A 26,991-nucleotide genomic window follows, 5' to 3' on the forward strand; every position below is an offset into this window, starting at 1 on the left:
GCGCAATCAGCTTCCAAGTCCCGGTATCGAGCCGCCCCTACCGGAAAATGGCTTGACGCCATTCTTTAAGTCCTCCTTAGCCTCGTTTACGAGATCACGCCACTCATTCTCGATATCGACCCGCTCATCGAACGTAAATTCACGATCATTTAGTACGCAAACCAAGGGGAATCCTGGGTCTATATCTTTAATATCGGGGTTATATATTTTTAGAAGCGCATCTTCAGGGCTATGACACCGCACTGTTCCTACAATTTCACCGAGCGCAAGTCCAAACGCAATTGTGGCCGCGAAGCCATTGCTTGAAAAAAGCGGCCAAACACTGTGACCTTTATTATAAAACTTGTCGACTAGTTCGGCCGACATGGCTGTAGGCGGGAATGTTGCTTTATCAAACTCGTTATAGAACAGATAATTGCCAATCCCTGATAGCAACAGTTGCTCCAGTTGAGTTGATGTCACCCCTGCCTTGCGGTATACATCAACAGTCCGCTCGTGAGCTCGTTTTGCTTGGAACAATGCAGGAAACACAACCCGGTTGTTGCCTCTTCTTTGATCAATAATCACCCCCATATCTGCACCAGTTCTGGCCTCATTGCCCTTAGTTGCAAGATTGAATACGTCAACTATGACGCATTCTTTGAATCCTTCAGTAGATACAGCACGGCTATATGCTATAAACTTCGGGACACAAGATGCTATTTGCGATATCAAAGCGCCGTTCAATTCTGGTTCATGAGTATCCATTTCATATAGCTTGGCTGTCTCATGCTCTGCCTCGGTTATTGCCCAAAATAGGGCCCAGCAGGCAGGGTGTTTGAAATTCTGCTTGTCAGATATGATATTTTCGAAAACTTCTTCAAAGATCTTACTTCCATTATAATTAATTACATTTTTGATTTGCTCTTGTGCATCACGATGCATCGCACAGGTATTTTTTACTAGCGAATAACCTTCGCCATCGCTAATAATATCTCGGTATTCTTGCGTTTTACACGAAGCTACAATGCCTTGATGGCGATGCTTGAGATTTTCAATCAAATTCACAACATGCGGATGCATTGTTTGCTGCTCTTCGAAGGCTTAGAGGGCGTCACCACCGTGGATCGAATGGGTTGTTGCAGGGTACCTCGGAGAGACACTCCAAGCAGCGCATTCTCGCACAGCCTGGACTTATTTGCGCCATTGCCCCTCCCATCGTGCGTCGGCTCCAGAGTGGGCCGTCAGCCCGCCTGAACGGCTGATATGAGCGTAAAGCCAGAGATCAGCTTGTGGTGTTGGCGAGGGACGGATCTTCCTCGACGAGCGAGAGGACCCTCGTCCAATCGTAGCCCTTCGCGGCATCGGCAAGCGCGTGCCGGCGAGCGGCATGGTCCTCATAGAGACCCTGCCGTGCTGTGATGCCGTCCCAGACAACTGACACTCACCGGATCCCTGTGTGGCAGCGAAATGCCACCTCATGAGGGTGGCGGGTGAGCCCAACGACGACCTGAAGTTTCGGGCCGCCGTCGTGGTCATGCAATTGCGAGCGCGCAACACCGGGGTCGCGTCGTGCGCCGAGACCGACGATGGCGTGGCCGACGGGATCACTTCTGTCTATCGTCACACGTTGCAGGCCGCGCCATCGCCAGTCGAGCGAAGCACGAATGCGGTCGCATGGGGAACCGGATGAAGCCGTTTACGCGCACCATCATCGAGCTGTTCGACGGCAAGCGGCGCTATCTCATCCCACTGTACCAGCGTCAGTACGCTTGGAAGGTTTCACCGCAGCTCGAGCTTCTTTGGCATGATATCGCGCGCGAGACGGCGCGGCTGGAGAAGGGCGGCGTCGCGGTTGCGCCTCACTTTATGGGCGCGATGGTGATCGCTCAGGTCAAAACGTTCGGGCGGCAAGTCCCGTCCTACGAGGTCATCGACGGGCAGCAGAGGCTGACTACATTCCAGTTGCTCATGATAGCACTGCGCGATGTGGCGCGTGCGTATTCCCCGGAGTACGCTGCCGAGGCGGGCAAGCACCTGTTGAACGACGGGGTGATGGAACACCCACAGGTCGAACGCTTCAAGTTGTGGCCGACCCTGTCGGATCGACGTGCTTTCGCGACCGCCGTCGACGTCGATGCCGTCCTCCCGGACGCCGACGTTGCGGACGTCGAGGAAGGCGTGGTTCGCCCGGCCACGGCGGCGCACGCCTACTTCGTCGATCGCATTAGGGCGTACGTCGCTCCGGACGGCATCTACGACGCGTTCAAGCTCGAGAAGCTGTTCGAGGCCTTAAAATCCGGCCTTGCGGTCGTCGCGATCGAGCTCGAAGGTGGCGACGATCCGCAAACCATCTTCGAGACGCTGAACAGCCGGGGCGTCGATCTCACGGCCGGCGACCTCATGCGCAACTTCATTTTCCAGCGGGCCACCGGGCTCGGCCTGGAGGGTGTCAATCTGATCGTCGATAACCTGTATCGGCGGTACTGGTTACCCCTCGACGCGTGGTTCTGGCGCGAGGGGGACACCCGCGGTCGCCTGACCCGCCCACGTTTAGATTGGCTCCTCTCCGACCATCTCGCCATGATGAAGGCCGAGCTCGTCTCGGTGGAGACGTTGTTCGACAGCTATCGACGCTGGATCATCGACGACAAGCCGTTCGGCGGCGATGTCGAGGCGGAGCTGAGGTCGATCGCGGACAGCGCAGCCGTTTTTCGTCGCCTGACCGCTCAGGACAAAACGGACGTGCTCGGACGCTTCGGCCGGTTCTCGCGCGCTTTCGACGTCTCGACGGCGACGCCGCTGGTCCTCTACCTCGGCACGACGATCAACGACCCCGCCGAACTGGGTGCGGCACTCGCCATCATCGAGTCGTTCATCGTCCGTCGCGACATCTGCGGACTGACGACGGCGGGCTACAACAAGGTCTTCACCGACCTCATCTCACGCCTGCGGTCGGTAAATCGCCAAGCTCTGCTAGGCACCTTGCGGGACGGTCTGGCCGCGGGGACCCTCGATACGGTTCGCTGGCCCGATGATGCCGAGTTCGGCGATGCCTGGCGCTCTCGCACGCAGTACAAGCCGGCGCGGCAGGGCAGGCTGCGTCACCTGTTCGAGCGGCTCGAGGAACGCAAGCGGGCGAATGCCTCGGAGATCGTCGAGATCAAGACCGATCTCACGTTGGAACACATCATGCCCCAGAAGTGGCGGACGCACTGGCCGATCTCTGGGTTCGGTCACGATGACGAGGCCGCGCCGAGCGCCGAGTACCTCTCACGACAATCGGCTCGCGAGGGCAAAGTCCACACGCTGGGCAATCTGACGCTGCTCACGCACGCTCTGAATGCCGCCGTCTCGAACGGCGCTTTCTCGGTGAAGATGCCAGCGATCCGGGCGCAATCGGCGCTCGTTCTCAACCGCGAGCTGCACGACCACGCCGATTGGAATGAAGAGACGATTACGGCCCGCGGGACGTCTTTATTCAAAGTCGCGGCTCAGCTCTGGCAGGCCCCGCCCGCACCGCCGGCCGGAGCGGCGTGATCGGGAGAGGCGGTCATGAACACGAAGGGGTTCCCCAGACCGGTCAACGAGACCCAGCGCGAGTTCCTGCGCCTGTGCGAGGCGGGCGGCTGCGCGCGGGGCGGCGCACCCCGCGGCAAGGTCTTGGAATTGCTCCGCGCCAGCGGAAAAAGCCTCAACTTGCTCGCGCACCGGGAAGCGCAGGCCCATCTGGCGGCCTATCCAAGAGCCAACCCCTGGCACGTGTGTTTCGCCATCGGTTTGTCCTGGGGACATCTTGCTCGGCTCGACGTCGACTTCACTGGGGCGGTCGCGGGCGTACTCGGCCACTGGAACGACGGCGACCTCGCTGCCGCGAAGACGTTCCACATGGAGCGCGGGCCTACGCCGATCGAGCAGTCGCTCCGCGGCGCGCACAACCTGTTCGGGCGGGTGCTGCTACCGGACGCGCTGCCGACGACCCTCGATCGCCTCGCGACGGCCCAGCAGCGCTGGTTCGCACCGATCCTGACGGGGCCGGATCGACCGCGCTACATCGGCAGTTGGAACGCGACGGCGATGTTCATGGTTGCTCTGTTCGCCCAACCCGGCTTGGCGGCCTCTCAGGTCGAGCCGAAGCCGATGCTGCCGCCCGGCGGACCGATCTTCCGGGGGCTGCAGATGCTGCACAAGGCCGGCGTTTTGAGGAACAGCCCGGCCTCGACCGAGCTCGACGATCAGGCTTTCGAGCCCGGCGCGCTGTACGTCAACAACAGCCTCTTGCAGGAATTGTGCGCCGGTCTGCCAAGCTGGGGCCTCATCGACGCGCACAGCGGCGTGTACATGCTCGGGACGCGCCATCTGCAGTCGGACTCGTGGTCCTGACGGAGGGGCGAGCGACCATCGCAAGCGTCCTGATCCAGGTGCCTGAGCACCGGCGACGAAGAAGTCAAATCACATCGCGCTCACATGGGACTAAAAATCGATTTGAAGAGGGGGGCTCGGCGTGGTGAGAAAGAAGAAAGAGCAAACATACGGCGAGTGGCTGACCGACCAACTCGAAGCCAAGGGGATAACGCAACTCGCGCTGGCCGATGAAAGCGGGGTGAGCCCGCAAGGCATCTACCTCATCGTCTCCGGAAAGACGCAGAATCCCAGGCAAGCGACCCGAGACAGCATCGAGAAGGCGCTCAAAGCAAAACCAGAGAAGGAGATCGTCGAGACGATTGAATCAGAGACCAACATCGTCGGGATGGGCAACCTCGAGGAGTTTAATCCTCATGATACGGGCGACGCCCCAGAGACGAAGGGGATATATGTCTTATACGATACCTTCGATCGCCCAGTATATGTTGGCAAGGCGGTTAAACAGACCATCAGGAAGCGTCTTGAGCAGCACAAGGACAGATTTTGGTTTCGAGACCCAATCGTTACCAAAGCCCGGTACATTGAGATAAACGATATCAATATGTGCAGCAAGATCGAGATGCTATTGATTAGATTTCTCGGGTCGCACAACGTACTCAACAAGCGCGGAGCTGAAGCGTTTAAGCGAAGCGATATCCAAGAGGATACGTAAGATCTACAGCTTTGACGGCTCTACTGTCCATGTGTATGCCGCCTATTCCCGCTCCGCGCATACAGCCGGCATACTTCGGTTGGGATCACCGCGTCTCTCCGAGATCGCGGGCGGGGTGGGACGCGTCGGTCAAGACTGGCAACTGACAAACCACTTCATCCATCACGGCCGCGCCAGCACGCAGATGCTGTGCCACGACCCCGGGCGACCTATCGGTCAGCTCCCGCCAGACTTTCTGTTCGACGACGCGAGTGCGCGCTCGAAGTCCGCCCTCATGGCGGAGTTGCCGCACCGCATCTTCGACAAGCACCGGGTTGCGGACGGCGGCGTCACGGTTGGTACCCTGTTCACCGAGATCTGCGACACGACGCCCGCAACGGTCGCGCGCGTCTCCGACGCCCTCATCGGGTTGCGCGCGGCGAAAGAGGTGCAAATCTACACCTCCGACGGTAAGGAGAGGCTGCGGAGCCTGGACTGCGACTGGGGCGATGTGATCCTACCCGCCGTGCAGCGGTCCATGTTCAGCCCGTACACGTGATCGCGTCTCCGCGGCAGCTTTGAGCCCGGCTCGTTTCGTCCGGCAACGCCCGCACGACCTCCACCGGTAGACTCACCCCGCCGAACGGTGGGCAGATGAGTACTTGGCCTTATAAGCAGCGACGAAGTCAGCATCCCCGCAGATGCAGCGGCCCGTCGTGTCGCGCGCGTGGGGATCGGCGAGGTGGGTGCCGAGCGGTCGCAGCAAGTTGATGCGTGTGACGGACGTCGGCGCGTCCGGTTCCCCCCGGGCGTGCCTCACGAGGTCGGCGGCAAGCATAACGCCGGCGAGCGCCGACTGAAACGCCATCGGGACGGTGGCTCCGACCGGCTGTCCGCCATCGGTCAGCTGGAAGACGATGCCCCCGCACACGGCGTGCTGATAAAAGCTCCGCAGGGGCTGCCCCGCGAAGGGTCGCAGGGGCTCGGCTGGAACGCCCAGCGCGGCGGCGATCCGCTCGACGAACGCGGCGGGGACCGGTTCCGAAGTCTGCAGCATCCGCCGCACCTCCGGCTGCGCCTCGGGCATACCCAGTTCCTCAGCGATGCGATCGTCCTCGTCCTTCACCGCGCCGGCGGGGAGATAGAGGCAGGCGAGGCAGGGCTTGCCGTCCGCGAACCCGTGCCGTGAGACACCGAGGTCGCCCTCCTGGGTCCAGGCGTTGACGATCCATCGGGGGAGGGCACCCTGGACCGCGACGCGGTCGCGCGCCGTGTCCAGGGCGACGGCAACCCGATCCAGCCGCCAGTCGTCCCGCGCGGCGAGATACTCGGCCCACGTCGCGCGGTGGCGTGCAACGCGCAGCCCGGTCCCGGCCAGCAGGGTGGCAGCAACCTCGACCTTCGCACGATCGACGTCGACCTGCGCCGCCATCGCGTAGCGCTGCAAATTCGACAGGTCGACGGCCTCGTGGTCGACTAGGTGCAGCGTTCCGGCCAGGGCGGGCAGGCGGGCGAGCCCCCAAACTGCACCGTTCCCGATGGCCCCAAGGCCGACGAGATGCACCTCGCCCAAGTCGACGGGGCCAACCTCGCCGCCCGCGGCCCCCTGTGCGGCCGGGCGATAGCTGCGCAGGTCGAGGGCGACCTCTCCGTCAAGGCCCCCGCCCGGGATCTGGTCGGCGACCACGGCCCGAAACACGTTCGCGGCCGCGATGCAGGCCGCGCCCCCCGCACCGAACGGGTTGGCGCTCGGCCCGCACCCGACCGGCCCCGCGGGGGAGAATCGCGCGATCCAGCCGTGAGATCCAGCAAAGAGCGTCCGCCCCGGGATTTCCACCCCGGTGCGGCCGACGCAGACGGCGACGCTCGCCCGCCTGACGTCGCCCCCCAGATCGATGGCTGGGTTGATCGCTCGGGCCAAGCCGCACAGCTCGACGGCACGTTCGGCGGCTGGGCCGTCGAGGGCGTGGATCGCGAGGGTCGGGTACAGGCGGGCGAGCAAGCGGACCGTGAGGTCGAGCAGGGCCGCGCCTTCCGCCGAATGCGCGGCCTCCCCGTCGAAGGCGAGTCCGACGACCTGCGCCTGCAGCCGCCCCGAGAAGGCGGCCGTACCGAAGTCGGCCAGGATCTGCGACGCGGCGGTTGCGGCGCGGTCGAAGAAGTTCGCGAGGGCCATCGTCAACCTATGATCGTGATGAGTCGCGACAGTGTGCCGGCGGGGACCCGCACCCAATGGGCGCGGGCGTCGAGCCGGTAGGCGGCGGTGTCGGCGAGCGCGAACGGGCGGGCCGCGTAGTCGGGCACGACGAGCGACAGGCTGCCGACCGCCGTGGCGATCGCGAAGGCGTCGTCGGTGTCCGAATGATAGGCCCGGCCGGGGTGGCTGTGGACCTGCCCAAAGAGCGTGAGCTTCTCGCGGTGGAGCCGGACGTTGATGCGGTGGAGTTCGTCCGGTCCGATGCAGACGCAGACGCCGTCGTCGGTGCGGACGTGGCGCTGGGCGGGGACCCAGGTCTGCTCGACCGCGAACCGCTCACCGTCCTGACGGCCGACCCAGAGCGCCAGCCCTTCATGGCCGGCGCGGCCGACCGAGCGCATATGCTCCTGGGCTGCGTCCGCGCACGCCCGGGGGAGCGAGACCGACCGCACCGCCGCGAGCCCGCTCACTCCGGGACGCGTTCGAGGTTCAACCCCATGCCGATCGCCGGCATCTGCGCGACCAGCTGGTAGTGCTCGATCGGGTTGACCCCGTGGCTCCAGATCGTGTCGAGGATGAAGGCCAAGGAGCCTTCGCCAGAGCGGCGGTGCAGAAGCCATGCGTCACCTGTGTGCGCGGGGTTGTCGTGGTATTCCCGGACGCGGGGCAGGCACAGGAATGGCGGGTCGTCGGGCGAGTTGAACTGCATTAAGTCCGTCGCCGGCATCTGCCCCATCTGGATGAGCTGGAGGTACATCTCCTTTGGCATCCCCGGCGGCATCGGTGGCCGGCGCAGCATGTTGATGTTGAGCTCGCTCGCCTTGATCGGCGCGCGGGTGAAAGGGTCGACGAAGCGCACCGAAAGCGGCCGGACGTCGTAATCGGTGAAATCGACGACCACGCAGGCGACGATGGGCGACGGGCGCAGCTTGGGGGCCGCGAACATCACGCACACCTCGGGGAACTCGGCGTCGAGGAGGATCTGGCCGCGCTTGCGGTAGGTCCCCTCCAGGGCCCGATAGGCGGTGACCTCCCGCGCGAACTTCGCGCGGGAGACCGCAGGGTCGACGGTCTGCGGGCCGCTCACCCGGCGACCCCCGCCTTGAGGCTCAACCACACGAGGTCGCCATCGTGCAGCCCGACGCCAGCGACGGTCTGCGTCAGGTCGTACGGGGTGCCCTGCTCATCCTTCAGCTGCCACTCGTCCTCGGGCCGCCCGACGTTCTCGGACTTCCGCAGCGCCTCGGTGCGGACCTGCGCGAGCGGGGTGTCCGGGCGGACCTTGAGCGCGATCTCGGTACCGTTGACGACCACCTTGAGAGTGATGTCGCGGGCGGCGGGGGGCCGCCGCTTGACCGTTTGAAAGTGCTCAACCCCCTCCCGCGCGAGGTCGAACATCTCGTGATCGGCCACGCGGACGTCGTCGGCCCCGGGCAGGACGAGGTACACATCGAAGGCGGCGGGATCGACGCTGGCGAGCTTCTTCAGGACGACGCCCGTGATCCGGCGGACCGGCCATTCCTGGTCCTGCCCGTCGATGAAGAAGCGGTAGAGGGTGTCGCTGCGGCAAACCAGGAACCGCTCGACACCGTGGTGGCGCAGGTCGAAGGTCTCGTCGAGCCGCAGCGGCTCCAGCGCGTTGTCCGGCAACAGGGCGAGGGCGGCGTAGTCGTCGACGGGGTGCTTGCCTGCCGCCCTGATGATCTGCCGCCCCGTGGGTACCGGGTCCGTGAGGTGGACCTCGGTGAAGTTCAGGTTCTCGTCGCCGATCTGGACCGCCACGCGGTCCTCTCCGTGTCCGTGCATCGCACTCTCGCCGCCCGTGGGCGGCCCCGCGGCCGCCCTTCTGATCCCTCCAGCGCGGCCGGGGACGGCGATTCGGTAGTCGAGCTAAAAAGAATCTTCGGCGGTGCAGACGAAGTAGAACCGGCAGGTGGGACAGTCCCCCGATGGGGTCGGCGGGAAGCGACCGGCCTCAATCCCGGCGATGGCATCGGCGTACGCGGCGAGGCCCGCGCCGCCCTGGTCCGGGTCGATGTCCACCGCCTCGGGGGTGGCCGGGTAGACCGCCTGCAGCCTGACCGTGCGGTCGGGGTGAGCCTGACGGAGTGCCTCGCCCAGGAGCTCCCAGATCGCTTTCTGTGCCTCGCTCTTCGACTTGCGTCCCGTCCGGTAGACCTGCGCTACGATGCTCCCGTCTGGGCGTTCCACGACGCGGTCCGCGCGCACGCCGATCGTGCCGCCTGCGGTGGCGGCGTGCCACCGTCGGTCTACGGCCCGACCGCCGTCGTCGAGCAGCGCGACGGCATTCTCGACCATGGTCTCGGCGGCGGCGCGGTAGACCGGCTCGAACCCGTGGTCGACGGGCCCGTGCTCGGCCCAGACCTCGGTGAGGCGCTGGCGAGCCGCGGCCGGATCCACGGCCTCGCCTCCGGCTTGCTGGGTGGAGATCCAGTCGATGGTCGCCCGCACGCACCGGTGGAACGCGAGGTAGGCCCCGGCCGCGCTCCGGTCGCCGAGGTCATCCAGCACCTCGTAGCGGTAGCGCGCCGGGCACTTCGTCCAGATCAGCAGGTCGCGCCCGTCGTGGGCGTCCACGGGTACGACGGCCACAACCTCGACCGGCCGCGTCCCCGGGGCGACCGTCGGCGCGGGCCGGGGCTTCGGCAGCCGCGCCCCGAGGCCCTTGAGGTACTTCGACGGGTTGCAGGTCGCCTTCGCCGTATAGCGCTTGGCGCTGGTAATCGAGAGGACGTCCCGCGCCCGCGACAGGGCGACGAAGAAGAGGCACTCCTCTTCGGCGTCGTGGTCAGTCGGACCAATCGCGAGATGCTCCATTCCGGGCGGGGCGGGGCAGCGCACACTCTGGCGTTTGCCCGGCACGTAGCGCGTGGCCACTTGAGGCAGGTGCACGGCCGCAAACTCCAAGCCCTTGGCCGCGTGCACAGTCATCATGCGCACCGCGGGGATTCCGTCGGCCTCCGGCGGCACGACGCGGAACGCGCGATCGTCGTCGAGGCGCTCGATGCGGCGGATCCGCTCCAAGAACGCGCGCCGCCCGCCCCGCCCGCCGGTGGCGTCGGCGTGCTCGCGGGCGAACTTGAGCAGCTGGTAGATCGCGACGAGGCACTGCTGTGACCGGACGCTCGGGTCTTCGACGAAGCGCCGGAGATAGCCGCTACCCTCGAACAGGTAGCCCACAAGCATACGCCAGGCCGTCGTACCCCGGTTGACCCCGGTGAGCTGACCGGCCAGCCGAATTAGGCCCACGCGCCCCGCATCCGTGAACCCCTCGATCGCCTCGGCCCGCGCGCACACCGCGAGGATATCCTCGCGCGCGGCGTCCGCCTCCCGGATCGCTACGAGCGCGTCCGCGCGCGTCGCGCCATACTCCGGCAGCTGCGCCACGCGGATCAGCCCGGCCGCGTCCGCGTCGGCCCCGAGCGACACGACGGAGAGCAGGTCCCGGATCTCCGGCCGCTCGAACAGGTCGCCGAGGTAGAGGATCGGGACGTCGAACTCTTGGAGCAGCCGGCCGAACCGGGCGAGGCACAGGTGGGTCCGCGCGAGGATGGCCTGCCGGTCGTAGGGGATTTCCTCGGCCTTGAACCGTTCGATCTGGTCGCGCACCGCGTAGGCTTCCGAGCGCAGATCCTCGGCCTGCAGATGGTCGACGTACCCCGCCGCCCCCCGGTGGGGATGCCATTCGACCGGTGGCTTGGGGGCCGCGGCGATGTCCCGCCCGTAGTGTTCGAACAGCTTCACCACCGCCTCGCCCGAGCGGTAGTTCGTGGTGAGCGAACGGCTCTGCCCGTCCAGGTAGCGGGACGCGAAGCCAGCCGCGTTGGCCGGGGCCGCGCCGCGGAACCGGTAGATCGATTGCCGCGGGTCGGCCACGGCCCAGACGCGCCGCCCGTCGACCGCGATCTGGTCCAGCAGCGCGGTGCCGGCCGCGTTCACGTCCTGGTACTCGTCCACGAGGATCCACCGGTGGCGGTCCCGCACGGTCGCCCTCGCCCCTGCATGGTCGGCGAGGACCCTGGCCGCCTTGCCGACGAGGTCGCCGAAGTCGACCGCGCCCCTGGCATCGAGCCCCTCTTGGTACGCCGTGTAGACGCCGCCGACCTCGACCGCCTTCTCAGCCGCCTCGACGGCCTCCTGTGTCTCGGCCGCGGCCAGCGCCGCCTCGGCCGCCGCGAGGTACGCGGCCGGGCCGACCATCTCGTCCTTCGCGCGCGAGATCGCCCGGAGGATCGGGCGCAGCTCGAGCGTCGGGTCCCACAGATTCTGAAAATGCCGGAGCTTGAGGTCCGGCAGTATATCTTCGAGCAGGCCAAGCCCGTGCGCCTCGTCGAGGACGTCGAAGTCGGTGCGCAGCCCCGCCTGCGCCGCATACAGGCGCAGGATCTCCAAGCCGAACGCGTGGAAGGTGCCGATCCACATCTGCGCGGCCGCGGCCGCGTCGAGGCGCTCGACCCGCTCGCGCATCTCCGCAGCCGCCTTGTTCGAGAAGGTGAGCGCGAGGATCTCCCACGGCTGAACGCCGATGCCGAGGAGGTACTCGATCCGCCCCACGAGCGTGCGCGTCTTGCCGGTGCCCGGCCCGGCGTCGAGGATGAGCGGCCGCTCGTCCCATTCCGCGGCGGTCCGCTGGTCCGGGTCGAGCGGGATCGCCGGCGGCGGCTCCTCGATCGCGTCCAGCTCAGGCAGCGGCGGCAGAAGCATTGCGCGGATCGCCTGCATCGTCACGAACGGCAGTGGAAGCCCGACCTCCCCCGCGATCTGCGAGGGCGTCTGGCGATCACGCACCAAACGCTGGCGCAGCAGGTCGGCCGGCAGCAGGAACTCCTGTGCGAACACGTCGGCCTGTGTTTCGCGCCGCTCGCGCGGCGAGTAGGCGACGACCCGTTCCGCGCCGATTTCAAAAGCCTGACCGCCGAAACCGGGCTCGGTCGAGCGCACGAGCGATTGGCGCTCGTCATGTAGATAGAAATGCCCAATCTCGTGCGCGGTGACGATCGTCCTTTGACCGGCGTCAAGATGCCCTGCAAGACGAATGAAGCCGTCACCTCGCTCCAGCGCCCCAATGACTTCTGGGCCGTACACAGTTCCGGGTTCGAGCGTGTCAACTTCAAGGTCGGCGATCTGCAGAGCCGCTGCGACGAGAGCTGCTCCTGTTCCGTCGACGGCCCGTGCGGCAGCTTCAGCGTGTACGCGTCGCGCAATGACCCGGATGCCGCGCCAAGCGTCCACGCCTACCCCCTACCGGTTAGCCAGAATGCCTTGCGATCCTCGGACATGCTGGACGCGCGAATCGCTTCGTCCCATGTTCGGGCCCGACCCGTCGTCGGCGGTTCGGACGCTTTGAATGCCGCCGTCAGTGCGCGTGGTCGCGAGTTCTCTAGGATGGCCTCGAACCATTCGATTGCGCATCCGAGACATTCGGCTCCCGCGCGCTTGAACCACCCTGGGATCGTTGACGGGACGATTTGGCCTGTGCCGATATCCGACACGATCGACCGCGCGATACCAAGCTTGGCCGCGAAGGTTCTAACGTCGAGGTCTTGTCGTTCGAGCATCGTCCGGAGATCCGGAACCTCAGCCTTGCTATCCTGCTCGGTCGTACGGCGTACAGCAGCCTGCACCTTGGCGGTATAGTCTCGCGGTTGATACTCCGCTGCTGTTGCTCCGCCATGATAGGGGAGCTTGAGGATTTCAAGCGCTTCAGCGCGAATGGCATCGGCATACTGAGGGTAATCTGAGATCCAGGCGTCGATTATCCCGGGCGTGATCGCATTAACCGCTTCATGGAAGCGGATGAGCACGTCTTCCAGTCGCTCGATCGCATCGCTCATGGCTGCTGTCCCAGCAATTGCATGATCTGCTGCGTAGCACGATCGACCCAATCCTCTGCCGTCTTCGGCGTGATCTTCAACATCGACGAGATGCTGGCTCCTGTCTTCGAACTGTATGGGAAGCCAGCCTCATGGAGCTGGTAGGCCAATCGGTGTTTCTCCGGAAGCTGTCCGAGCACGGTTGCGATCACGGCATGATCCTCCGGGCCCAGGGACGATTCATCCGGTGGTTCGATCGGCTGATTGCTGGCATCGCATGGAGCAGGCTGTTCGATGTTCTGCCGAACGTTACGCCTGCGAATCTTGTCGATAAGACGGTGCCGCAGTTTGCCCTTAAAGGACTTTTCGAACCCGGCACCGTCCGCGGATTGCAGATCGAGAATGTCATCGATTAGATCCTCGACGACCTCGGCCACAGGGTCATCACTGTCGTTCCGTTGGCGATACCCGTACATAGCGTGCACGATCCGATCAGCTCGCGCGGCGAGATGCTGGACCAGGACTCCGCACAGACGTGCGTTACCACCAGGAGAGAGTTGGCGGCACGCGGCCACGATCTGCCGAGGATCCTGTCCCGACAAGCCATTCTCGTCGACGATGGCTTTCCACTTCTCACGCAGTCGCTCCTGCGAGGCACCAATGCTGGCGTTCATACGAGCCCTCATCCTGCGAGAGCCTGCCCCCCAGAGCGCGAGGGCCGGCTGTGATCCGGTAGTGCGGGCAGAAAAATTCTCGCACCGCAGCGGCAGAGCTTCGGTTTCATGATCCAAAGCGAGCGGCCCGAAACGCCGGCCAGTACAGGGTGGTCCGACGGGATTTGTATCCCCGCCCATTCGAACCGCGGTTGTGTCTCGCGGTCGTTGCAACACGGTTTTGCCTTTCGCGGCCGCGTCGGGCTGTCTCATCCTTTTCGCTGGACGAATCCTTTTGGCAGGCGACCCGGAAGAGTCGCCTGCCGTTACGCGTCATCAGTTAAGTCTTATACAGGCCGGGCGCGGTCTGCCCGGTCTGCGTAGGTGTACTGCCTTAGCCTGCTCTGCGTAGGCAGATCGTCAGATTGGTCCGTGATCGTAGCTAAGATGAGGGAAGAATAGCCAATCTGACGTATTCGTAATGGCTACACATGCGACGCCTATACGGGCAAAATTATACCGGTACGACAGGTATATGGGCTAAACGGCAGGAAAGCGTTCGCCCTGAAGAAGCCATCGCGTTGAAATCGCAGGTTATTCTCGCTTACCCAGCGCAACGAGCTTATGGGCTGCATCACGCTGGGTTACAGGCTAAACGACGATTTTATGGGCTACGCTTCATCACGCTTTGCTACTACTATGGTTCGTTCGAGCCCCAACTTAGCGTCCGAGGACTAAAACTATCTGTCGCCGGACAAAACTCCCCTCTGCGTTGCAGTTAGGCGCTTCTGTTTACGAGCAGCCCGTCGTGCCGCCGCAGGTGTCGCATTTCAGGCAGGTGCCGTTGCGGACCAGCGTGAAGTTCGCGCATTCCGGGCAGGCCTCGCCGACATAGCCCTTCATCTTCGCCTCGGCGCGGCGATCCGCGACGGTGCGCTCGGCCTTCGCTTCCGGCTTGGCGAAGGGCAGGGTCTCTATGTGGCCCAGTGCCTGCGGCTCCGCCTTGAGAGCGGTCGCGCCGCGCACCGCGTGGACCGCGCCGCCGGCCGGCGTCGTCTGGCCGGCCGAGGCCGCGCCGACCCCGATGGTCGAACCGGACGGACCGCCCTGGATCAGGGTGAGCCGGTCGGCCGAGCCGCGCAGCAGACCGCGGGAGACCACCGAGGAGGCGACCGGCGCCGGCTTGGTCGTCTCGCGGGTCGTGTCGCCCTCGCCGCCGCCGAGCACCGTGCCGCCGATCTCGGCCGGGTTGACGTGGGCGAGGTCGGTGCGGCCGAGATAGGACACGGCCAGTTCGCGGAACACGTAGTCGAGCAGCGAGGTCGCGTTCTTGATCGCGTCGTTGCCCTGCACGAAGCCCGCCGGCTCGAAGCGGGTAAAGGTGAAGGCCTCGACGTATTCCTCCAGCGGCACGCCGTATTGGAGGCCCAGCGAGATCGCGATGGCGAAGTTGTTCATCAGGCTCCGGAAGGTCGCGCCCTCCTTGTGCATGTCGATGAAGATCTCGCCGAGCCGCCCGTCCTCGTACTCGCCGGTGCGCAGATAGACCTTGTGCCCGCCGACGACCGCCTTCTGGGTGTAGCCCTTCCGCCGGTCCGGCATTTTTTCACGCGAGCGGATGCGCTCGATCCGCTCGATGACGCGCTCGACGATCTTTTCCGCCGCGATGGCCGCCTTGGCGGCGGCCGGCGCCTGGATGATCGCCTCGAGCGTCTCCTCCGCCTCGTCCTCGTCGTCGGCGATCAGCGCCGAGTTGAGCGGCTGCGACAGCTTCGAGCCGTCGCGGTAGAGCGCGTTGGCCTTCAGCGCCAAGCGCCAGGACATCAGGTAGGCCGACTTGCAGTCGTCCACCGTGGCGTCGTTGGGCATGTTGATGGTCTTGGAGATCGCCCCCGAGATGAAGGGCTGCGCCGCCGCCATCATGCGGATGTGGCTCTCGACCGAGAGGTAGCGCTTGCCGGTACGTCCACAGGGGTTGGCGCAATCGAACACCGCGTAGTGCTCGAGCTTGAGGTGAGGCGCGCCCTCCAGCGTCATCGCCCCGCAGACATGGGTGTTGGCGGCCTCGATGTCCTTCTTGCTGAAACCGAGGAACGGCAGCAGTTCGAAGGTCGGGTCGGCGAGCTTCTCCGCCGGGACCTTGAGGGTCTGGGTGAGGAAGTCGTCGCCCAGATTCCAGCGGTTGAACACGAACTTGATGTCGAAGGCCGACTTCAGGCCGGCTTCCACCGCCGCGATCTTGTCGTCGGTGAAGCCCTTGGCGCGAAGCGAACCGGGGTTGATCGCCGGCGCCTGACCCATCGAGCCGTGGCCCACCGCGTAGGCCTCGATCTCGGCGATCTCGGCCTCGCGATAGCCCAGCGCCCGCAGGGCGTCGGGCGCGGCTTGGTTGATGATCTTGAAGTAGCCGCCGCCCGCGAGCTTCTTGAACTTCACCAGGGCGAAGTCGGGCTCGATGCCGGTGGTGTCGCAATCCATCACGAGGCCGATCGTGCCGGTCGGCGCGATCACGGTGGCCTGCGCATTGCGGTAGCCGTGCTGCTCGCCGAGGCTCAGCGCCCGGTCCCAGGCCGCCTTGGCGTGGGCGCCGAGATCGGCCTGCGGGATGTTGGCGAGGTCGAGTGGCACGGGGGCGACGTTGAGGCCCTCGTAGCCGTGGACCTCGCCGTGGGCCGCGCGGCGGTGGTTGCGGATCACCCGCAGCATGTGAGCAGCGTTCTGCGGGTATTCCGAGAAGGTGCCAAGTTCGGCCGCCATCTCGGCCGAGGTGGCGTAGGCCACGCCCGTCATGATCGCGGTGAGCGCGCCGGCGAGCGCACGGCCCTTCTCGGAATCGTAGGGCAGGCCCATGGTCATCAGCAGGCCGCCGATGTTGGCGTAGCCGAGGCCGAGCGTCCGGTACTTGTAGGAAAGCTCGGCGATCTCCTTCGAGGGGAACTGCGCCATCATCACCGAGATTTCGAGCACCACCGTCCAGAGGCGGTTGAGGTGCTCGAACGCCTCGACGTCGAAGTGCTTCGATTGGCGGTCGTACATCGTCAGCAGGTTGGCCGAGGCCAGGTTGCAGGCGGTGTCGTCGAGGAACATGTACTCGGAGCACGGGTTCGAGGCCCGGATCCGCCCGCCGGTCGGGCAGGTGTGCCAGTCGTTCATCGTCGTGTTGAAGTGCAGGCCCGGATCGGCCGAGGCCCAGGCGGCCTCGCCGATCTTCTCCCACAATTCGCGCGCCTTGACGGTCTTGGTGACCTTGCCGGTGGTGCGGGCGGTCAGCGCCCAATCCTCGTCGGCCGCGACGGCGCGCAGGAACTCGTCGGTCAAGGAGACCGAGTTGTTGGAGTTCTGGCCGGCCACCGTGAGGTAGGCCTCCGAATCCCAGTCGGTATCGTAGACCGGGAACTCGATCTTGGTGAAGCCCTGCTTGGCGAACTGCACCACGCGCTTGGTGTAGGCGTCCGGCACCATCGCCTTGCGGGCGGCCTTGATCTCGCGCTTGAGCGCCGGGTTGCGCTCGGGATCGAAGCAGGCGTCGCCCTCCGCCTCGCACTGGGTGCAGGCCTTCATCACCGCGGTGAGGTGTTTTGATACGACCTTGGAGCCGGTCACCAGGGCGGCGACCTTCTGCTCCTCCTTCACCTTCCAGTCGATGAAGGCCTCGATGTCCGGGTGGTCGATATCGACGATCACCATCTTGGCGGCGCGCCGCGTGGTGCCGCCGGACTTGATCGCGCCCGCCGCCCGGTCGCCGATCTTGAGGAAGGACATCAGGCCCGACGACTTGCCGCCGCCGCCCAGCTTCTCGTTCTCGGCGCGCAGCATCGAGAAGTTCGAGCCGGTGCCGGAGCCGTACTTGAACAGCCGCGCCTCGCGGACCCACAGGTCCATGATGCCGCCCTCGTTGACGAGGTCGTCCTGCACGCCCTGGATGAAGCAGGCATGCGGCTGCGGGTGCTCGTAGGACGAGGCGGACTTCACCAGTTCGCCGGTCCGGTAGTCGCAGTAATAGTGGCCCTGGCTCGGGCCATCGATGCCGTAGGCCCAGTGCAGGCCGGTGTTGAACCATTGCGGCGAGTTCGGCGCCACCATCTGGCGCGCCAGCATGAAGCGCAGCTCGTCCTGGAACGCCGAGGCGTCCTCTTCCGAGGAGAAATAGCCGCCCTTCCAGCCCCAATAGGTCCAGCAGCCGGCGAGCCGGTCGAACACCTGGGTGGACGAAATCTCGGAGACGTAACGCTCGTCCTCGGGCAGCGCGGCGAGCGCGGCTTCGTCGGGCACCGAGCGCCACAGGAACGAGGGAACGCTGTTCTCCTCGATCCTTTTCAGGCGGGCCGGGACGCCGGCCTTGCGAAAATACTTCTGCGCCAGCACGTCGGCGGCGACCTGGCTCCAGCTCTCCGGCACGGAGATGCCGGCGAGCCGGAAGACCACCGAGCCGTCGGGGTTGCGGATTTCGCTTACCGCCTCGCGGAACGCGATGGAAGCGTAGGGGGACTGGCCGGCCGTGGTGTAGCGCCGCTCGAAACGCATGAACATTTCCCCGTGAGACGCGTGGAAGCGCCCGGTGCGGGAGGTGCCGCACCGTGTCAGGATGGAAAGCAGAATGTCCGCTCCGGCCGCGTGACCCTCGCACGAAACCGTTCGACCGGTGCGCGAACCGGGTTTTGGACCCGGCGCCGACCCGTCCGAAGCGATGCCCGAACCTTAAGGCCCGGCTGCCTCTGACGTCAATAACTAGTGCCGGCTACCCGTGTTCCGCGCTAGATGTAGTGGTTGGCGGCATAATCCTGTGGATATCGCGGCCGTTCCGCTAAGTGCCGTTTCGGCCTCTCGGATTCGCCTGCGAAAAATTTTGGATTCACAGGCAACCGCGCCGGCTCGGCCGATGGCATGGTAAACGGGCGTTCGGAACTCCGGGCGGCGTGCCGAAAATGCGACAGAGGCGCGGTCTCGCTGGACGGCGCGTGCGGGCTGCCGCATAACGCGCGCATCGTGAACGAGCCGGCCTGCGCGCCGGGAGGAACCATGGCCCTCAAGGACACGTTGCTGCGCATCTTCACGTGGTGGAACGGGCAGACGGTGTCGCTCGCGCTCATCACCGCGCGCAGCGGGCAGTTCGTCGGCACGGACGAACTCGGCAATAAGTACTACAAGGCGCTGGGTCCGCTGATCGACCGCTCGGTCGGCCCGGAGCGGCGCTGGGTGGTCTATAACGGCTATGCCGACGCCTCCCGCGTGCCCCCCGGCTGGCGCGCATGGCTCTGCCACAACGGCGACACTCCCCCGAGCGAGGAGGATTACCGCCCGCGCGAGTGGCAGAAGCCCCACGAGGAGAACCTGACCGGCACGGCCGCCGCCTACCGGCCGAAGGGCTCGCAGCTCTCCTGGGGCGCGCGCCCCGCCGCGACCGGCGACTACGTGCCGTGGACGCCCGGGGAGTGAGCAGGCCTCAGGTGTAGCGGAAGGGCTGCGGGCGATAATGCTCGAGGTACTTCCCCACCAGCGGTAGCGCGCGGAGACCGGTGGGGATGAACATCTGGAGGCTGTAGCGCTCGCCGTTCCGTAGGACAGCCTGCGTCCGGTCCACCGGAAGATTCGTCAAGCGGGCGAGCGTCAACCGGACGATTGGTTCGTCGATATGGATCGCAGGCGCGATCTCCTGCGCCGTCGCGCCGTCCTTTCCGCTGAGGATCAGCTGGGCCAGGACGGCGCGGGCATCGTCCGCCTTGATCGCCACCCGGCCAGAGGTGTCCGCGGCGAGCAACTCGGCTGGTAGCTCCCAGCCGACGATCTGGTTGCGCCGAACGAGGTCGGCGAGAATCTTCGTCTCAATGAACCGAAGGATTCGGCCGCTGCTGGCATTGAGCAGGATGTTCGCTACGAGCTGGACGACCGATTTACCGATCTGGGCTTCGATCAGCGGCCCTTGTATCGTGCGAAGCCGCTTCTGGATGCGCCGTAACAGGGTCTGGAGATCCTTGCCCGTGATCTGCGGCCAGGGAGGCAGGCCGACCTCGCGAGCGGCCTCGCCAAGGAGCGGGATGATCAGCACTTCCCCGGGCGAGTCGTAGCAATCGCCCCGGTGTTTGGTGTTGACCTGCCCCTCGCCCTTGATGCTCGGGCTCTGCGGCGGGAGGCTGAAGACGGTGGCCAGGAAATGCTGACAGTTCCTGCGCCCAAGTTGATAGTCGTGCGCGCGGAACGGCTCGTGGAGAAAGCCGCCGAACCCACCCAGCAGGCCGCAGGCGATCGGATAGGTCTCCGTCTCGCCTTCCTTCAGCGAACGGACCGGCGAGATCAGGAACCGGCTGCGGTCCTGGCTGTCCAGTGCGCGCCCGAGTTCCGAGGATCGGAACCGGGCTTGGTTGAGCAAGGTCGGCAGCAGCGCCTTGACGACCGCTCCGAGTTCGGCCTCCGGCTGCCCCTGATCGAGAAACGTGGGCGGCTCGGGAAACGGCGCCACCATGAGGACCGCCCGATCCGCGGACCGGCTGGCCTCACGCGGTTCGTCGAAATCCCACAGGGCCGCCTCGACGAAATCGAACGGGCTGTTGTTGACGACTCCGCCATCGATGGAGAGGAACCGGAAGCTCTTCTTGAGATCGCAAGCCGAAGGAAAGTTTGCTTTGATCGTGCCGTATTGCACCGGCATCGGATATTGTCGCGCAATATATTGCGAGAACGGTGTGTCGATCAGTCGTGGGGCCAGTCCGCCGGGAAACGCGGCCGAGGCGAGGGCGCTGTTGCCGTACGACTTCCAGTCCGGCGGCACCTCCGCGCCGAGGCGCGACGGAAGCGTGTTCGCATCGAGCGTTATCTTTTGGTCGAGCTGCAGGAATTGCTTTGTGTCCCAACGCGTGTTCTGAGTAAGAGGGGCGCCGATATTCTCGATTTGGTAGTGCAGGCGGTCGCCGTGAGTAAGCATCCCGTATCGTGCTTGGCCGAAGAAGAGATTGAACGGAATGCCGCGCAAATTGGTCACGGTCATGAAGATGTGCATCGTCGCCGCGAGGAACGGGAACGGTCCCGGGCAGATCTTGAGGTGATCCGGTTGGTCCTCCGGGACAGACGCGAAGGGTGGGCAGGCGAGGGCATCGTTCTCGATGTCGTCGACTAGCTTGGCATTCAGGAGAGAGAGCACGCGACGCATCTCGGCCAAATCGTCGCTGCCGAGGAGATCCTTGGCCTTGCTCCCGGCTTCGGCGACCATGCGCGGCTGCTCGACCCACGCCTTGTGCAAGCTTGGAAGCACGCAGCGGATCCTCTGCGGCGGAGCCTTGGACGTATAGTCCGCCTCTCCGATCTCGGCCTCCGACAACGCCTCGGGCGAGAGTCCTCGCTTGAGCGCGACGATGCCGAGTGCCCCCGTGATCGCGCCGGCCGACGCGCCCGCGATCGTTCGCATCTTCACACGATGGGACGGAGCGTCTTTCGATCGCCCCTTCTCCCACTCGTTCAAGGCTTGTGCGAGAAAGTCGATGACGCCCGCCGTATAGGCGCCGGCCGAAATGGCTCCTGCGAGCGCTAGGCCGATCTCGAAATCGGGCTTCCCGGATCGGGGCACGGCCCCAGTGGAATTTTCAATGCTATCGTTCATGATTCGTCCAATAGACTGGCAAAATAATTTTCGTTTATAATGGCTCATATCATGACGGTCAACAATTTTACAGAGCAATTCAAATATAATGTTTCATTATATGAGCCTATTTCGATTTAGGCTTTATAAAAAATTGAAAGATTTTTTTGGCCTCATATAATATTGTGTATCCGATGATATTTAAAAATATTGAAATATTTGATGTGTTTTGGCCGGATGATGCGGGAAAGATTTATTGCCTTTGGAGGCGACGACGCATCCCTGTGCCGCTCCCCGATGAGTCTGGTCGGCATCGCGGTGCCCTTTTCTCGGACGGCGGGCGCGTGAGCCTTCGCCGTTGCGGCGCCCGCCGCCTGGTTCGCGGCGACAGGTTGAGCGCGGTAGAGACGGGCATTCCTGGCGCTCGGGCGCCAGCGATCGGGCTGGCCGCCCTTTTTCCACCACCCTTGGGGTGTTGAGAACGGCCGGACCTATCCTCGCTCCATGACAAGACTCAAGAGGGCGCCTTGAGCCGCATCACCGCCAGATCGTTGCGCCGGACCGCGCTCGCCGTGTGCGCTCTCGGCCTCGCCGCGCTGCCGGCCTCGGCCGACAAGATCAAGAACCCGACCGCGGTGTTCTCCGGGCTCGACAAGATCACCGGGCGGATCGTGACCTTCGAGGTCGCCATCGACGAGACGGTGCAGTTCGGCGCGCTGCAGATGACGCCGCGGGTCTGCTACTCGCGCCCCCCCACCGAGACGCCCAAGACCACCGCCTTCCTCGAAGTCGACGAGGTGACGCTGGACAGCAAGTACCGGCGCATCTTCACCGGCTGGATGTTCGCGTCGAGCCCGGGGCTGCACGCCATCGAGCACCCGATCTACGACGTGTGGCTGACCGATTGTAAGGGCGGCACCGACGTGATCGCCGAGGCGAAGGACCAGGAGGACGTGCCCGCGCTCGCCTCGCGCCAGGAGAAGGCCGGCCGCAAGAAGGGCAGCGACCCGACCAAGACCGCGCAGCAGGTCAACCAAGCCGGTCAGGTCGATGTCGAGGGGCCGCGCGGCGTGCCGGTCCAGCCGAAGCAGAAGCCCTCGCGAAAGTTCTTCCCGAACAACGAGGGCCCGGCCCCGGCCCCGCCACAGCCGCGTGAGCCGCAGAACTTCTTCGACGCGCTGTTCCGGTAGCTGCCGGAATCTTGGGGTTTCGAAAGGGCGAGCCCTTTCGCGGGTGCAGGGTGGAGCCCTGCCTCAACCCGCTAATCTTTGCCGCGAAGACATGAACGGCCCATCGGGCTTGCGCGAGCCGGCGAAGCGCGCCAGCCCGATGGGGTTCGGCAGACCGACATAGATCGCCTCCATCCCGCCCGAGAGGCGGTAGGCCTCGTGCCAGAAGGCGGTGCCGGAGCGGTCGCGGGCGAATTTGCGCCACCATGTCCGGTGCGGGTCGGAGCGGGTGAAGGTCTCCAGGCTCTCCAGATCGCGCCAGTACTGGCGCATGCCAACATGGTTGAGGCCGAACACGAGGTTCTCGTGGACCAGGAGCCCTTCGGGCATCTGCCGCTGAATGGCGCCGAGGCCGCGGGTGATGCCCAGCAGCGCCATCAGGCCCCGCCACGTGCCGACCCGGAAGCCGAGATAGACCACGACGAGATCGGGATAGCCGGAGAGATCGACCGATTCCCGGTCGGGCCGCGTCTCCTGAGCCGCCTCTTGCACTGCATCCACCGGCATGGCACCAACTCCATGTTTACACCGTCATCATAGAAGCGGCGCGTACAGTGTCAACATCGCGGCCGGCGAAGGCCGGCTATCATCACGGCGAGCTGCGCGAGGCGCTGGTCGCGGCCGGGCTCGCGATCCTTGAGGAGGGGGGCGATCCGGCCTCGCTCGGCCTGCGGGAGGCGGCGCGCCGGGCCGGCGTCTCGGCGATGGCGCCCTACCGGCATTTTTCCGACAAGGACGCCCTGCTCGCCGCCGTCGCCACGGTCGGGTTCGAGCGGCTGCGGGCCGATCTGGCGGCAGCGGACGGAAGCGTCTCTCCACCCCCTTGTGGGGAGGAGCCGGAGGTGGTGCCTTCTGAGCCACCCCCACCCCGAACCCCTCCCGACAAGGGGGAGGGGACCCGCGCTCGATCCGATGTCCACCATGCCGCGGAGATGGACGAGTCCGATAAGGGACAAGCCGCCCTGGTCGCCCAGGGCGTGGCCTATGTCACCTTCGCGGCGGCCAATCCGGGGCTGTTCCGGCTGATGTTCAAAAGCTGCTCGGCCGCGCCCCCGGAGGCGCTGGCGAAGGCCTCGGGCGATGCCTTCGTGGTGCTGGCCGCCCGCGTCGCGGCTCTGGTGCCGGCGGAGCACGCCGCGGACGAGGCGTTGCGGTGCTGGGCGCTGGTCCACGGCATGGCGGTGCTGGCGCTCGACGGGTCGTTCGGCGCGGGTTTGCGCGGGAACGTCCCGGCCGTCGTCGCGCTGGCCGAGCGGCTGCTCGCCCTCGACGCGCGTCGGCGATGACGCCGATCAGTCCGCGTCGCGCTTGATGCCGAGATCGGCCAAGGCCTCGCTCCCGGAAAACACCCGCGCCGGGTCGCCCCACTCCGCCCGCTCGGCGGCGGCCTCGGTGAGGCGGCGCTTGTAGACGTGGCGGGGCACCTCCTCGACGCCGAACTGGCCGAGATGATCGGTGAGGAACTGCGTGTCGGCGAGGCGAAAGCCGCCGCGGCGGAGCCTCGCGACGAGGTGGACCAGGGCGACCTTCGAGGCGTCGCGGGCCTCGTGGAACATGCTCTCGCCGAAGAACGCGGCGCCGAGGCAGACGCCGTAGAGCCCGCCCACCAGCCGCCCGTCCTGATAGACCTCGACCGTGTGGCAGGCGCCGCGATCGTAGAGCGCGCCGTAGAGGTCGCGGATGCGGCCGTTGATCCACGTGCGGTCGGTGTCGCGGCGGGGGGCGGCGCAGCCGTCGATCACCGCGTCGAAGTCGCGGTCGGTCGCGACCTCGAACACGTCCGAGCGGACGGTGCGGGCGAGGCGCTTCGGGACATGGAACCGGTCGAGGGGCAGGACGCCGCGCGCCCGCGGCTCGACCCAGTAGATCGTCGGGTCGTCGGCATCCTCCGCCATCGGGAAGATGCCCGCCGCGTAGGCCTTGAGCAGGATGTCGGGCGTGATGTCCACGGAAGTCCTGTCGTGCATCGGAAACGTTGTCGCTCCGGCGGGACGGGAACGCCAGCCCCATCCTCGACTGCCGTCATTCCGGGTTGGCCTCCGGCGCCCCGGAATGACGGTGCAGGGCATGAAAAAGCCGGCCCTATGACGGGGCCGGCTCTCGTCTCGTGCTCCGATCGCTCAGCGCTTCGGGTCGGTCTCCGAAAGCCCCTCGCGCTCCAGAAACCCTTCGAGCCAGTGGATGTCGTACTGGCCGTTCTGGACGTCGGTGTTGCGCACCAGCGTGCGGAACAGCGGCAGCGTGGTGTCGATGCCGTCGACCACGAACTCGTCCAAGGCGCGACGCAGGCGCATCAGGCACTCGTTGCGGGTGCGTCCGTGAACGATCAGCTTGCCGATCAGCGAATCGTAGTTCGGCGGGATGCGGTAGCCCTGGAAGGCCGCCGAATCGACGCGCACGCCCAAGCCCCCCGGCGGGTGGAAGTAGGTGATGAGGCCGGGGGAGGGCCGGAAGGTCGCCGGGTGCTCGGCGTTGATCCGGCACTCGATGGCGTGGCCCTCGACCTTGATGTCCTCCTGCGCGACCGACAGCCCGCCGCCGGCGGCGACCCGGATCTGCTCGTTGACGAGGTCGATCCCGGTGATCATCTCGGTGACGGGATGCTCCACCTGGATCCGGGTGTTCATCTCGATGAAGTAGAACCGCCCGTCCTCGTAGAGGAACTCGATGGTGCCGGCGCCGATATAGCCGAGCTGGCGCATGGCGTTGGCACAGATGCCGCCGATCTCGGCGCGCATCTCGGCGTTCAGCGCGGGCGAGCCGCCTTCCTCCCAGACCTTCTGGTGCCGGCGCTGAAGCGAGCAGTCGCGCTCGGCCAGATGCACGGCGCCGCCCTGGCCGTCGCCGAGGATCTGCACCTCGATGTGGCGCGGCTTGGTCAGGTACTTTTCGAGGTAGACCGCGTCGTCGCCGAAGGCCGCCTTGGCCTCGGTGCGGGCCATGGTGAGCGCCTGCTCCAGATCCGCCTCGGTGCGGGCGACCTTCATGCCGCGCCCGCCGCCGCCGGAGGCCGCCTTCACCAGCACGGGGTAGCCGATCTCGGCCGCCACGCGCTTGGCCTCGTCGGTGTCGGTGATGCCGCCTTCCGAGCCCGGCACGCAGGGGATGCCCAAGGCCTTGGCCGTGCGCTTGGCCTCGATCTTGTCGCCCATGACGCGGATGTGCTCGGCCTTGGGGCCGATGAAGCCGATGTTGTGGTGGGCCAGCACCTCGGCGAAGCGGGCGTTCTCGGACAGGAAGCCGTAGCCCGGATGCACCGCATCCGCCCCGGTGATCTCGCAGGCCGCGATGATCGAGGGAATGTTGAGGTAGCTGTCGCGGGCGGTCGGCGGGCCGATGCAGACGCTCTCGTCGGCCAGCCGCACGTGCATGGCGTCAGCGTCCGCCGTGGAATGGACCGCCACCGTCGCGATGCCGAGCTCCTTGGCCGCGCGCAGGATGCGCAGCGCGATCTCGCCGCGGTTGGCAATCAGGATCTTGTCGAACATCCGCCAGCCATCACTCGAGAACGAGAAGGGCTTCGCCGTACTCGACGGGCATGCCGTCCTCGACGAAGATCGCGGTGACGGTGCCGGCGCGGGGCGCCACGATGTCGTTGAAGGTCTTCATCGCCTCGATGAGCAGCAGCTTGTCGCCGGCCTGGACCCGCGTGCCGACCTCGACGAAGGGCTTCGCCTCGGGCGAGGGCCGCAGGTAGGCGGTGCCGACCATCGGCGAGGGCACGGCGCCCGGATGGCCCGCGCCGGCCTTGGCGGGGGCCGGGGCCAGGGCGGCGGGGATCGCCGCGGCCGGGGCGGGCGCCGCCGCTAGGGCGGGAGCGGGCGGGGCCACCTGGACCGCGACCGTCTCGATCTTGCGAGCGACGCGGATGCGCAGGTCGCCCTTCTCCACCTCGATCTCGGTCAGATCGGTCTCGGCGACCATCTTGGCGAGTTCGCGCACCAGATCGGGATCGAAGGGTTCGTTCTTGGCCATCGGCTCTTGGTTCTGCAGTCAGGAGGCGGACGGAGTGCGGCCGCGCAGGAGATGGGCGAGGGCGTCGAGCCCCGCCAGGTAGCTGTAGGGACCGAAACCCGCGATCACGCCGGCACAGACCGGCGCGATCAGGGAGACATGGCGAAACGCCTCGCGGGCATGCACGTTCGAGAGGTGGATCTCGACCGCGGTCACGCCGGTGCCGGCGATGGCGTCCCGGAGGGCGATCGACGTGTGCGTATAGGCTGCGGCGTTGATGAGCACCCCGGCTCCGGCACGGCCCGCCTCCTGCACGAACGACACGAGTTCGCCCTCGTGATTCGTCTGACGGAAGGTCAGGGCGATATCGAGGCGGGCCGCGCGCTCTTGCAGATCGCGCTCGATGTCGGCGAGCGTCGCCGCGCCGTAGATGCCCGGCTCGCGCGTGCCCAGCAGATTGAGGTTCGGCCCGTTGAGGCAGTGAATCGCGGTCATGCCAGCCGGATTTCTGATCGCCGG

22 protein-coding genes are annotated in these 26,991 nt (G+C 65.7%); 7 read left to right on the plus strand and 15 right to left on the minus strand.

Annotation, left to right across the window (positions count from 1 at the left end):
- Positions 1-6: 6 nt before the first annotated feature.
- The gene (locus ASG52_RS26855) at positions 7-1,062 is read right to left on the minus strand and encodes a hypothetical protein (RefSeq protein ID WP_156383768.1); all 1,056 of its coding nucleotides are present in this window, start codon (positions 1,060-1,062) and stop codon (positions 7-9) included.
- A 606-nt stretch (positions 1,063-1,668) separates the two neighbouring features.
- Here ASG52_RS26855 and ASG52_RS03820 point away from each other — a divergent pair.
- The 4 genes from ASG52_RS03820 to ASG52_RS03835 all read left to right on the plus strand — a co-directional run bounded on the left by ASG52_RS03820 (position 1,669) and on the right by ASG52_RS03835 (position 5,594).
- Positions 1,669-3,519 carry a DUF262 domain-containing protein gene (locus ASG52_RS03820; protein WP_162249964.1) on the plus strand — a complete coding sequence of 617 codons (1,851 nt, stop codon included), beginning with the start codon at positions 1,669-1,671 and terminating at the stop codon, positions 3,517-3,519.
- Between the two features lie 15 nt (positions 3,520-3,534).
- A complete protein-coding gene (locus ASG52_RS03825; RefSeq protein WP_056239209.1) occupies positions 3,535-4,362 on the plus strand; it encodes a hypothetical protein in 828 nt (275 codons plus the stop codon).
- Positions 4,363-4,483: 121 nt separating this feature from the next.
- The gene (locus ASG52_RS03830; protein WP_056239212.1) at positions 4,484-5,056 is read left to right on the plus strand and encodes a helix-turn-helix domain-containing protein; all 573 of its coding nucleotides are present in this window, start codon (positions 4,484-4,486) and stop codon (positions 5,054-5,056) included.
- Positions 5,057-5,171: 115 nt separating this feature from the next.
- Entirely contained in the window at positions 5,172-5,594 is a 423-nt protein-coding gene (locus tag ASG52_RS03835; RefSeq protein WP_056239214.1) for a hypothetical protein, read from the plus strand.
- 72 nt (positions 5,595-5,666) lie between these two features.
- Here ASG52_RS03835 and ASG52_RS03840 read toward each other — a convergent pair whose 3' ends face one another.
- From ASG52_RS03840 to ASG52_RS03875, 8 genes are all read right to left on the minus strand, one after another.
- The gene (locus tag ASG52_RS03840) at positions 5,667-7,211 is read right to left on the minus strand and encodes an E2 ligase fold family C protein (protein WP_056239216.1); all 1,545 of its coding nucleotides are present in this window, start codon (positions 7,209-7,211) and stop codon (positions 5,667-5,669) included.
- 2 nt (positions 7,212-7,213) lie between these two features.
- The gene (locus ASG52_RS03845; RefSeq protein WP_286158930.1) at positions 7,214-7,633 is read right to left on the minus strand and encodes a Mov34/MPN/PAD-1 family protein; all 420 of its coding nucleotides are present in this window, start codon (positions 7,631-7,633) and stop codon (positions 7,214-7,216) included.
- Between the two features lie 65 nt (positions 7,634-7,698).
- Positions 7,699-8,319, minus strand: a complete 621-nt coding sequence (locus ASG52_RS03850) for a putative metal-binding protein (protein WP_056239221.1) — start codon at positions 8,317-8,319, stop codon at positions 7,699-7,701.
- Positions 8,316-9,014, minus strand: coding sequence for a multiubiquitin domain-containing protein (locus ASG52_RS03855; RefSeq protein WP_056239224.1), 699 nt, complete (start codon positions 9,012-9,014; stop codon positions 8,316-8,318). The genes ASG52_RS03850 and ASG52_RS03855 overlap by 4 nt, the downstream gene beginning before the upstream one ends.
- A 108-nt stretch (positions 9,015-9,122) precedes the next feature.
- The gene (locus ASG52_RS03860; protein WP_082552325.1) at positions 9,123-12,485 is read right to left on the minus strand and encodes a UvrD-helicase domain-containing protein; all 3,363 of its coding nucleotides are present in this window, start codon (positions 12,483-12,485) and stop codon (positions 9,123-9,125) included.
- Positions 12,486-12,487: 2 nt separating this feature from the next.
- Positions 12,488-13,087: a helix-turn-helix domain-containing protein gene (locus ASG52_RS26860; RefSeq protein WP_156383769.1), complete on the minus strand. Its 600-nt coding sequence runs from the start codon at positions 13,085-13,087 to the stop codon at positions 12,488-12,490.
- Positions 13,084-13,740 (minus strand): RNA polymerase sigma factor, encoded by a 657-nt coding sequence (locus tag ASG52_RS03870; RefSeq protein WP_156383770.1) that lies wholly within the window; start codon positions 13,738-13,740, stop codon positions 13,084-13,086. Before ASG52_RS03870 ends, ASG52_RS26860 begins: the two co-directional genes overlap by 4 nt.
- Positions 13,741-14,511: 771 nt before the next feature.
- On the minus strand, positions 14,512-18,243 hold the full coding sequence (locus ASG52_RS03875) for a vitamin B12-dependent ribonucleotide reductase (RefSeq protein ID WP_056239231.1): 3,732 nt from the start codon (positions 18,241-18,243) through the stop codon (positions 14,512-14,514).
- A gap of 495 nt (positions 18,244-18,738) precedes the next feature.
- Between ASG52_RS03875 and ASG52_RS03880 the strand changes: the two genes are divergently transcribed.
- Positions 18,739-19,155: an NADH:ubiquinone oxidoreductase subunit NDUFA12 gene (locus ASG52_RS03880; RefSeq protein ID WP_056239233.1), complete on the plus strand. Its 417-nt coding sequence runs from the start codon at positions 18,739-18,741 to the stop codon at positions 19,153-19,155.
- 7 nt (positions 19,156-19,162) lie between these two features.
- Here ASG52_RS03880 and ASG52_RS03885 read toward each other — a convergent pair whose 3' ends face one another.
- Positions 19,163-21,310, minus strand: coding sequence for a patatin-like phospholipase family protein (locus ASG52_RS03885; protein WP_162249965.1), 2,148 nt, complete (start codon positions 21,308-21,310; stop codon positions 19,163-19,165).
- 506 nt (positions 21,311-21,816) lie between these two features.
- Between ASG52_RS03885 and ASG52_RS03890 the strand changes: the two genes are divergently transcribed.
- Positions 21,817-22,479 carry a DUF2155 domain-containing protein gene (locus tag ASG52_RS03890; protein WP_056239239.1) on the plus strand — a complete coding sequence of 221 codons (663 nt, stop codon included), beginning with the start codon at positions 21,817-21,819 and terminating at the stop codon, positions 22,477-22,479.
- A 63-nt stretch (positions 22,480-22,542) separates the two neighbouring features.
- Here ASG52_RS03890 and ASG52_RS03895 read toward each other — a convergent pair whose 3' ends face one another.
- Positions 22,543-23,025 carry a monooxygenase family protein gene (locus ASG52_RS03895; RefSeq protein ID WP_056239242.1) on the minus strand — a complete coding sequence of 161 codons (483 nt, stop codon included), beginning with the start codon at positions 23,023-23,025 and terminating at the stop codon, positions 22,543-22,545.
- Positions 23,026-23,072: 47 nt separating this feature from the next.
- On the opposite strand from ASG52_RS03895, the gene ASG52_RS27600 reads away from it, so the two are divergent.
- Positions 23,073-23,804 (plus strand): TetR/AcrR family transcriptional regulator, encoded by a 732-nt coding sequence (locus tag ASG52_RS27600; protein ID WP_162249966.1) that lies wholly within the window; start codon positions 23,073-23,075, stop codon positions 23,802-23,804.
- 6 nt (positions 23,805-23,810) lie between these two features.
- Here the strand turns inward: ASG52_RS27600 and aat are convergent, their stop codons facing one another.
- The 4 genes from aat to aroQ form a co-directional block, all read right to left on the minus strand.
- Positions 23,811-24,485, minus strand: a complete 675-nt coding sequence (gene aat / locus ASG52_RS03905) for a leucyl/phenylalanyl-tRNA--protein transferase (protein ID WP_056239251.1) — start codon at positions 24,483-24,485, stop codon at positions 23,811-23,813.
- 153 nt (positions 24,486-24,638) lie between these two features.
- Positions 24,639-26,006: an acetyl-CoA carboxylase biotin carboxylase subunit gene (gene accC / locus ASG52_RS03910; RefSeq protein ID WP_056239255.1), complete on the minus strand. Its 1,368-nt coding sequence runs from the start codon at positions 26,004-26,006 to the stop codon at positions 24,639-24,641.
- Between the two features lie 10 nt (positions 26,007-26,016).
- Positions 26,017-26,493: an acetyl-CoA carboxylase biotin carboxyl carrier protein gene (gene accB / locus ASG52_RS03915; protein WP_056239258.1), complete on the minus strand. Its 477-nt coding sequence runs from the start codon at positions 26,491-26,493 to the stop codon at positions 26,017-26,019.
- Between the two features lie 18 nt (positions 26,494-26,511).
- Complete coding sequence (gene aroQ / locus ASG52_RS03920) at positions 26,512-26,967, minus strand: type II 3-dehydroquinate dehydratase (protein ID WP_056239261.1); 456 nt, start codon at positions 26,965-26,967, stop codon at positions 26,512-26,514.
- Positions 26,968-26,991 lie beyond the last annotated feature (24 nt).

This window comes from Methylobacterium sp. Leaf456 (assembly GCF_001425465.1).
Taxonomy (GTDB): Bacteria; Pseudomonadota; Alphaproteobacteria; order Rhizobiales; family Beijerinckiaceae; genus Methylobacterium.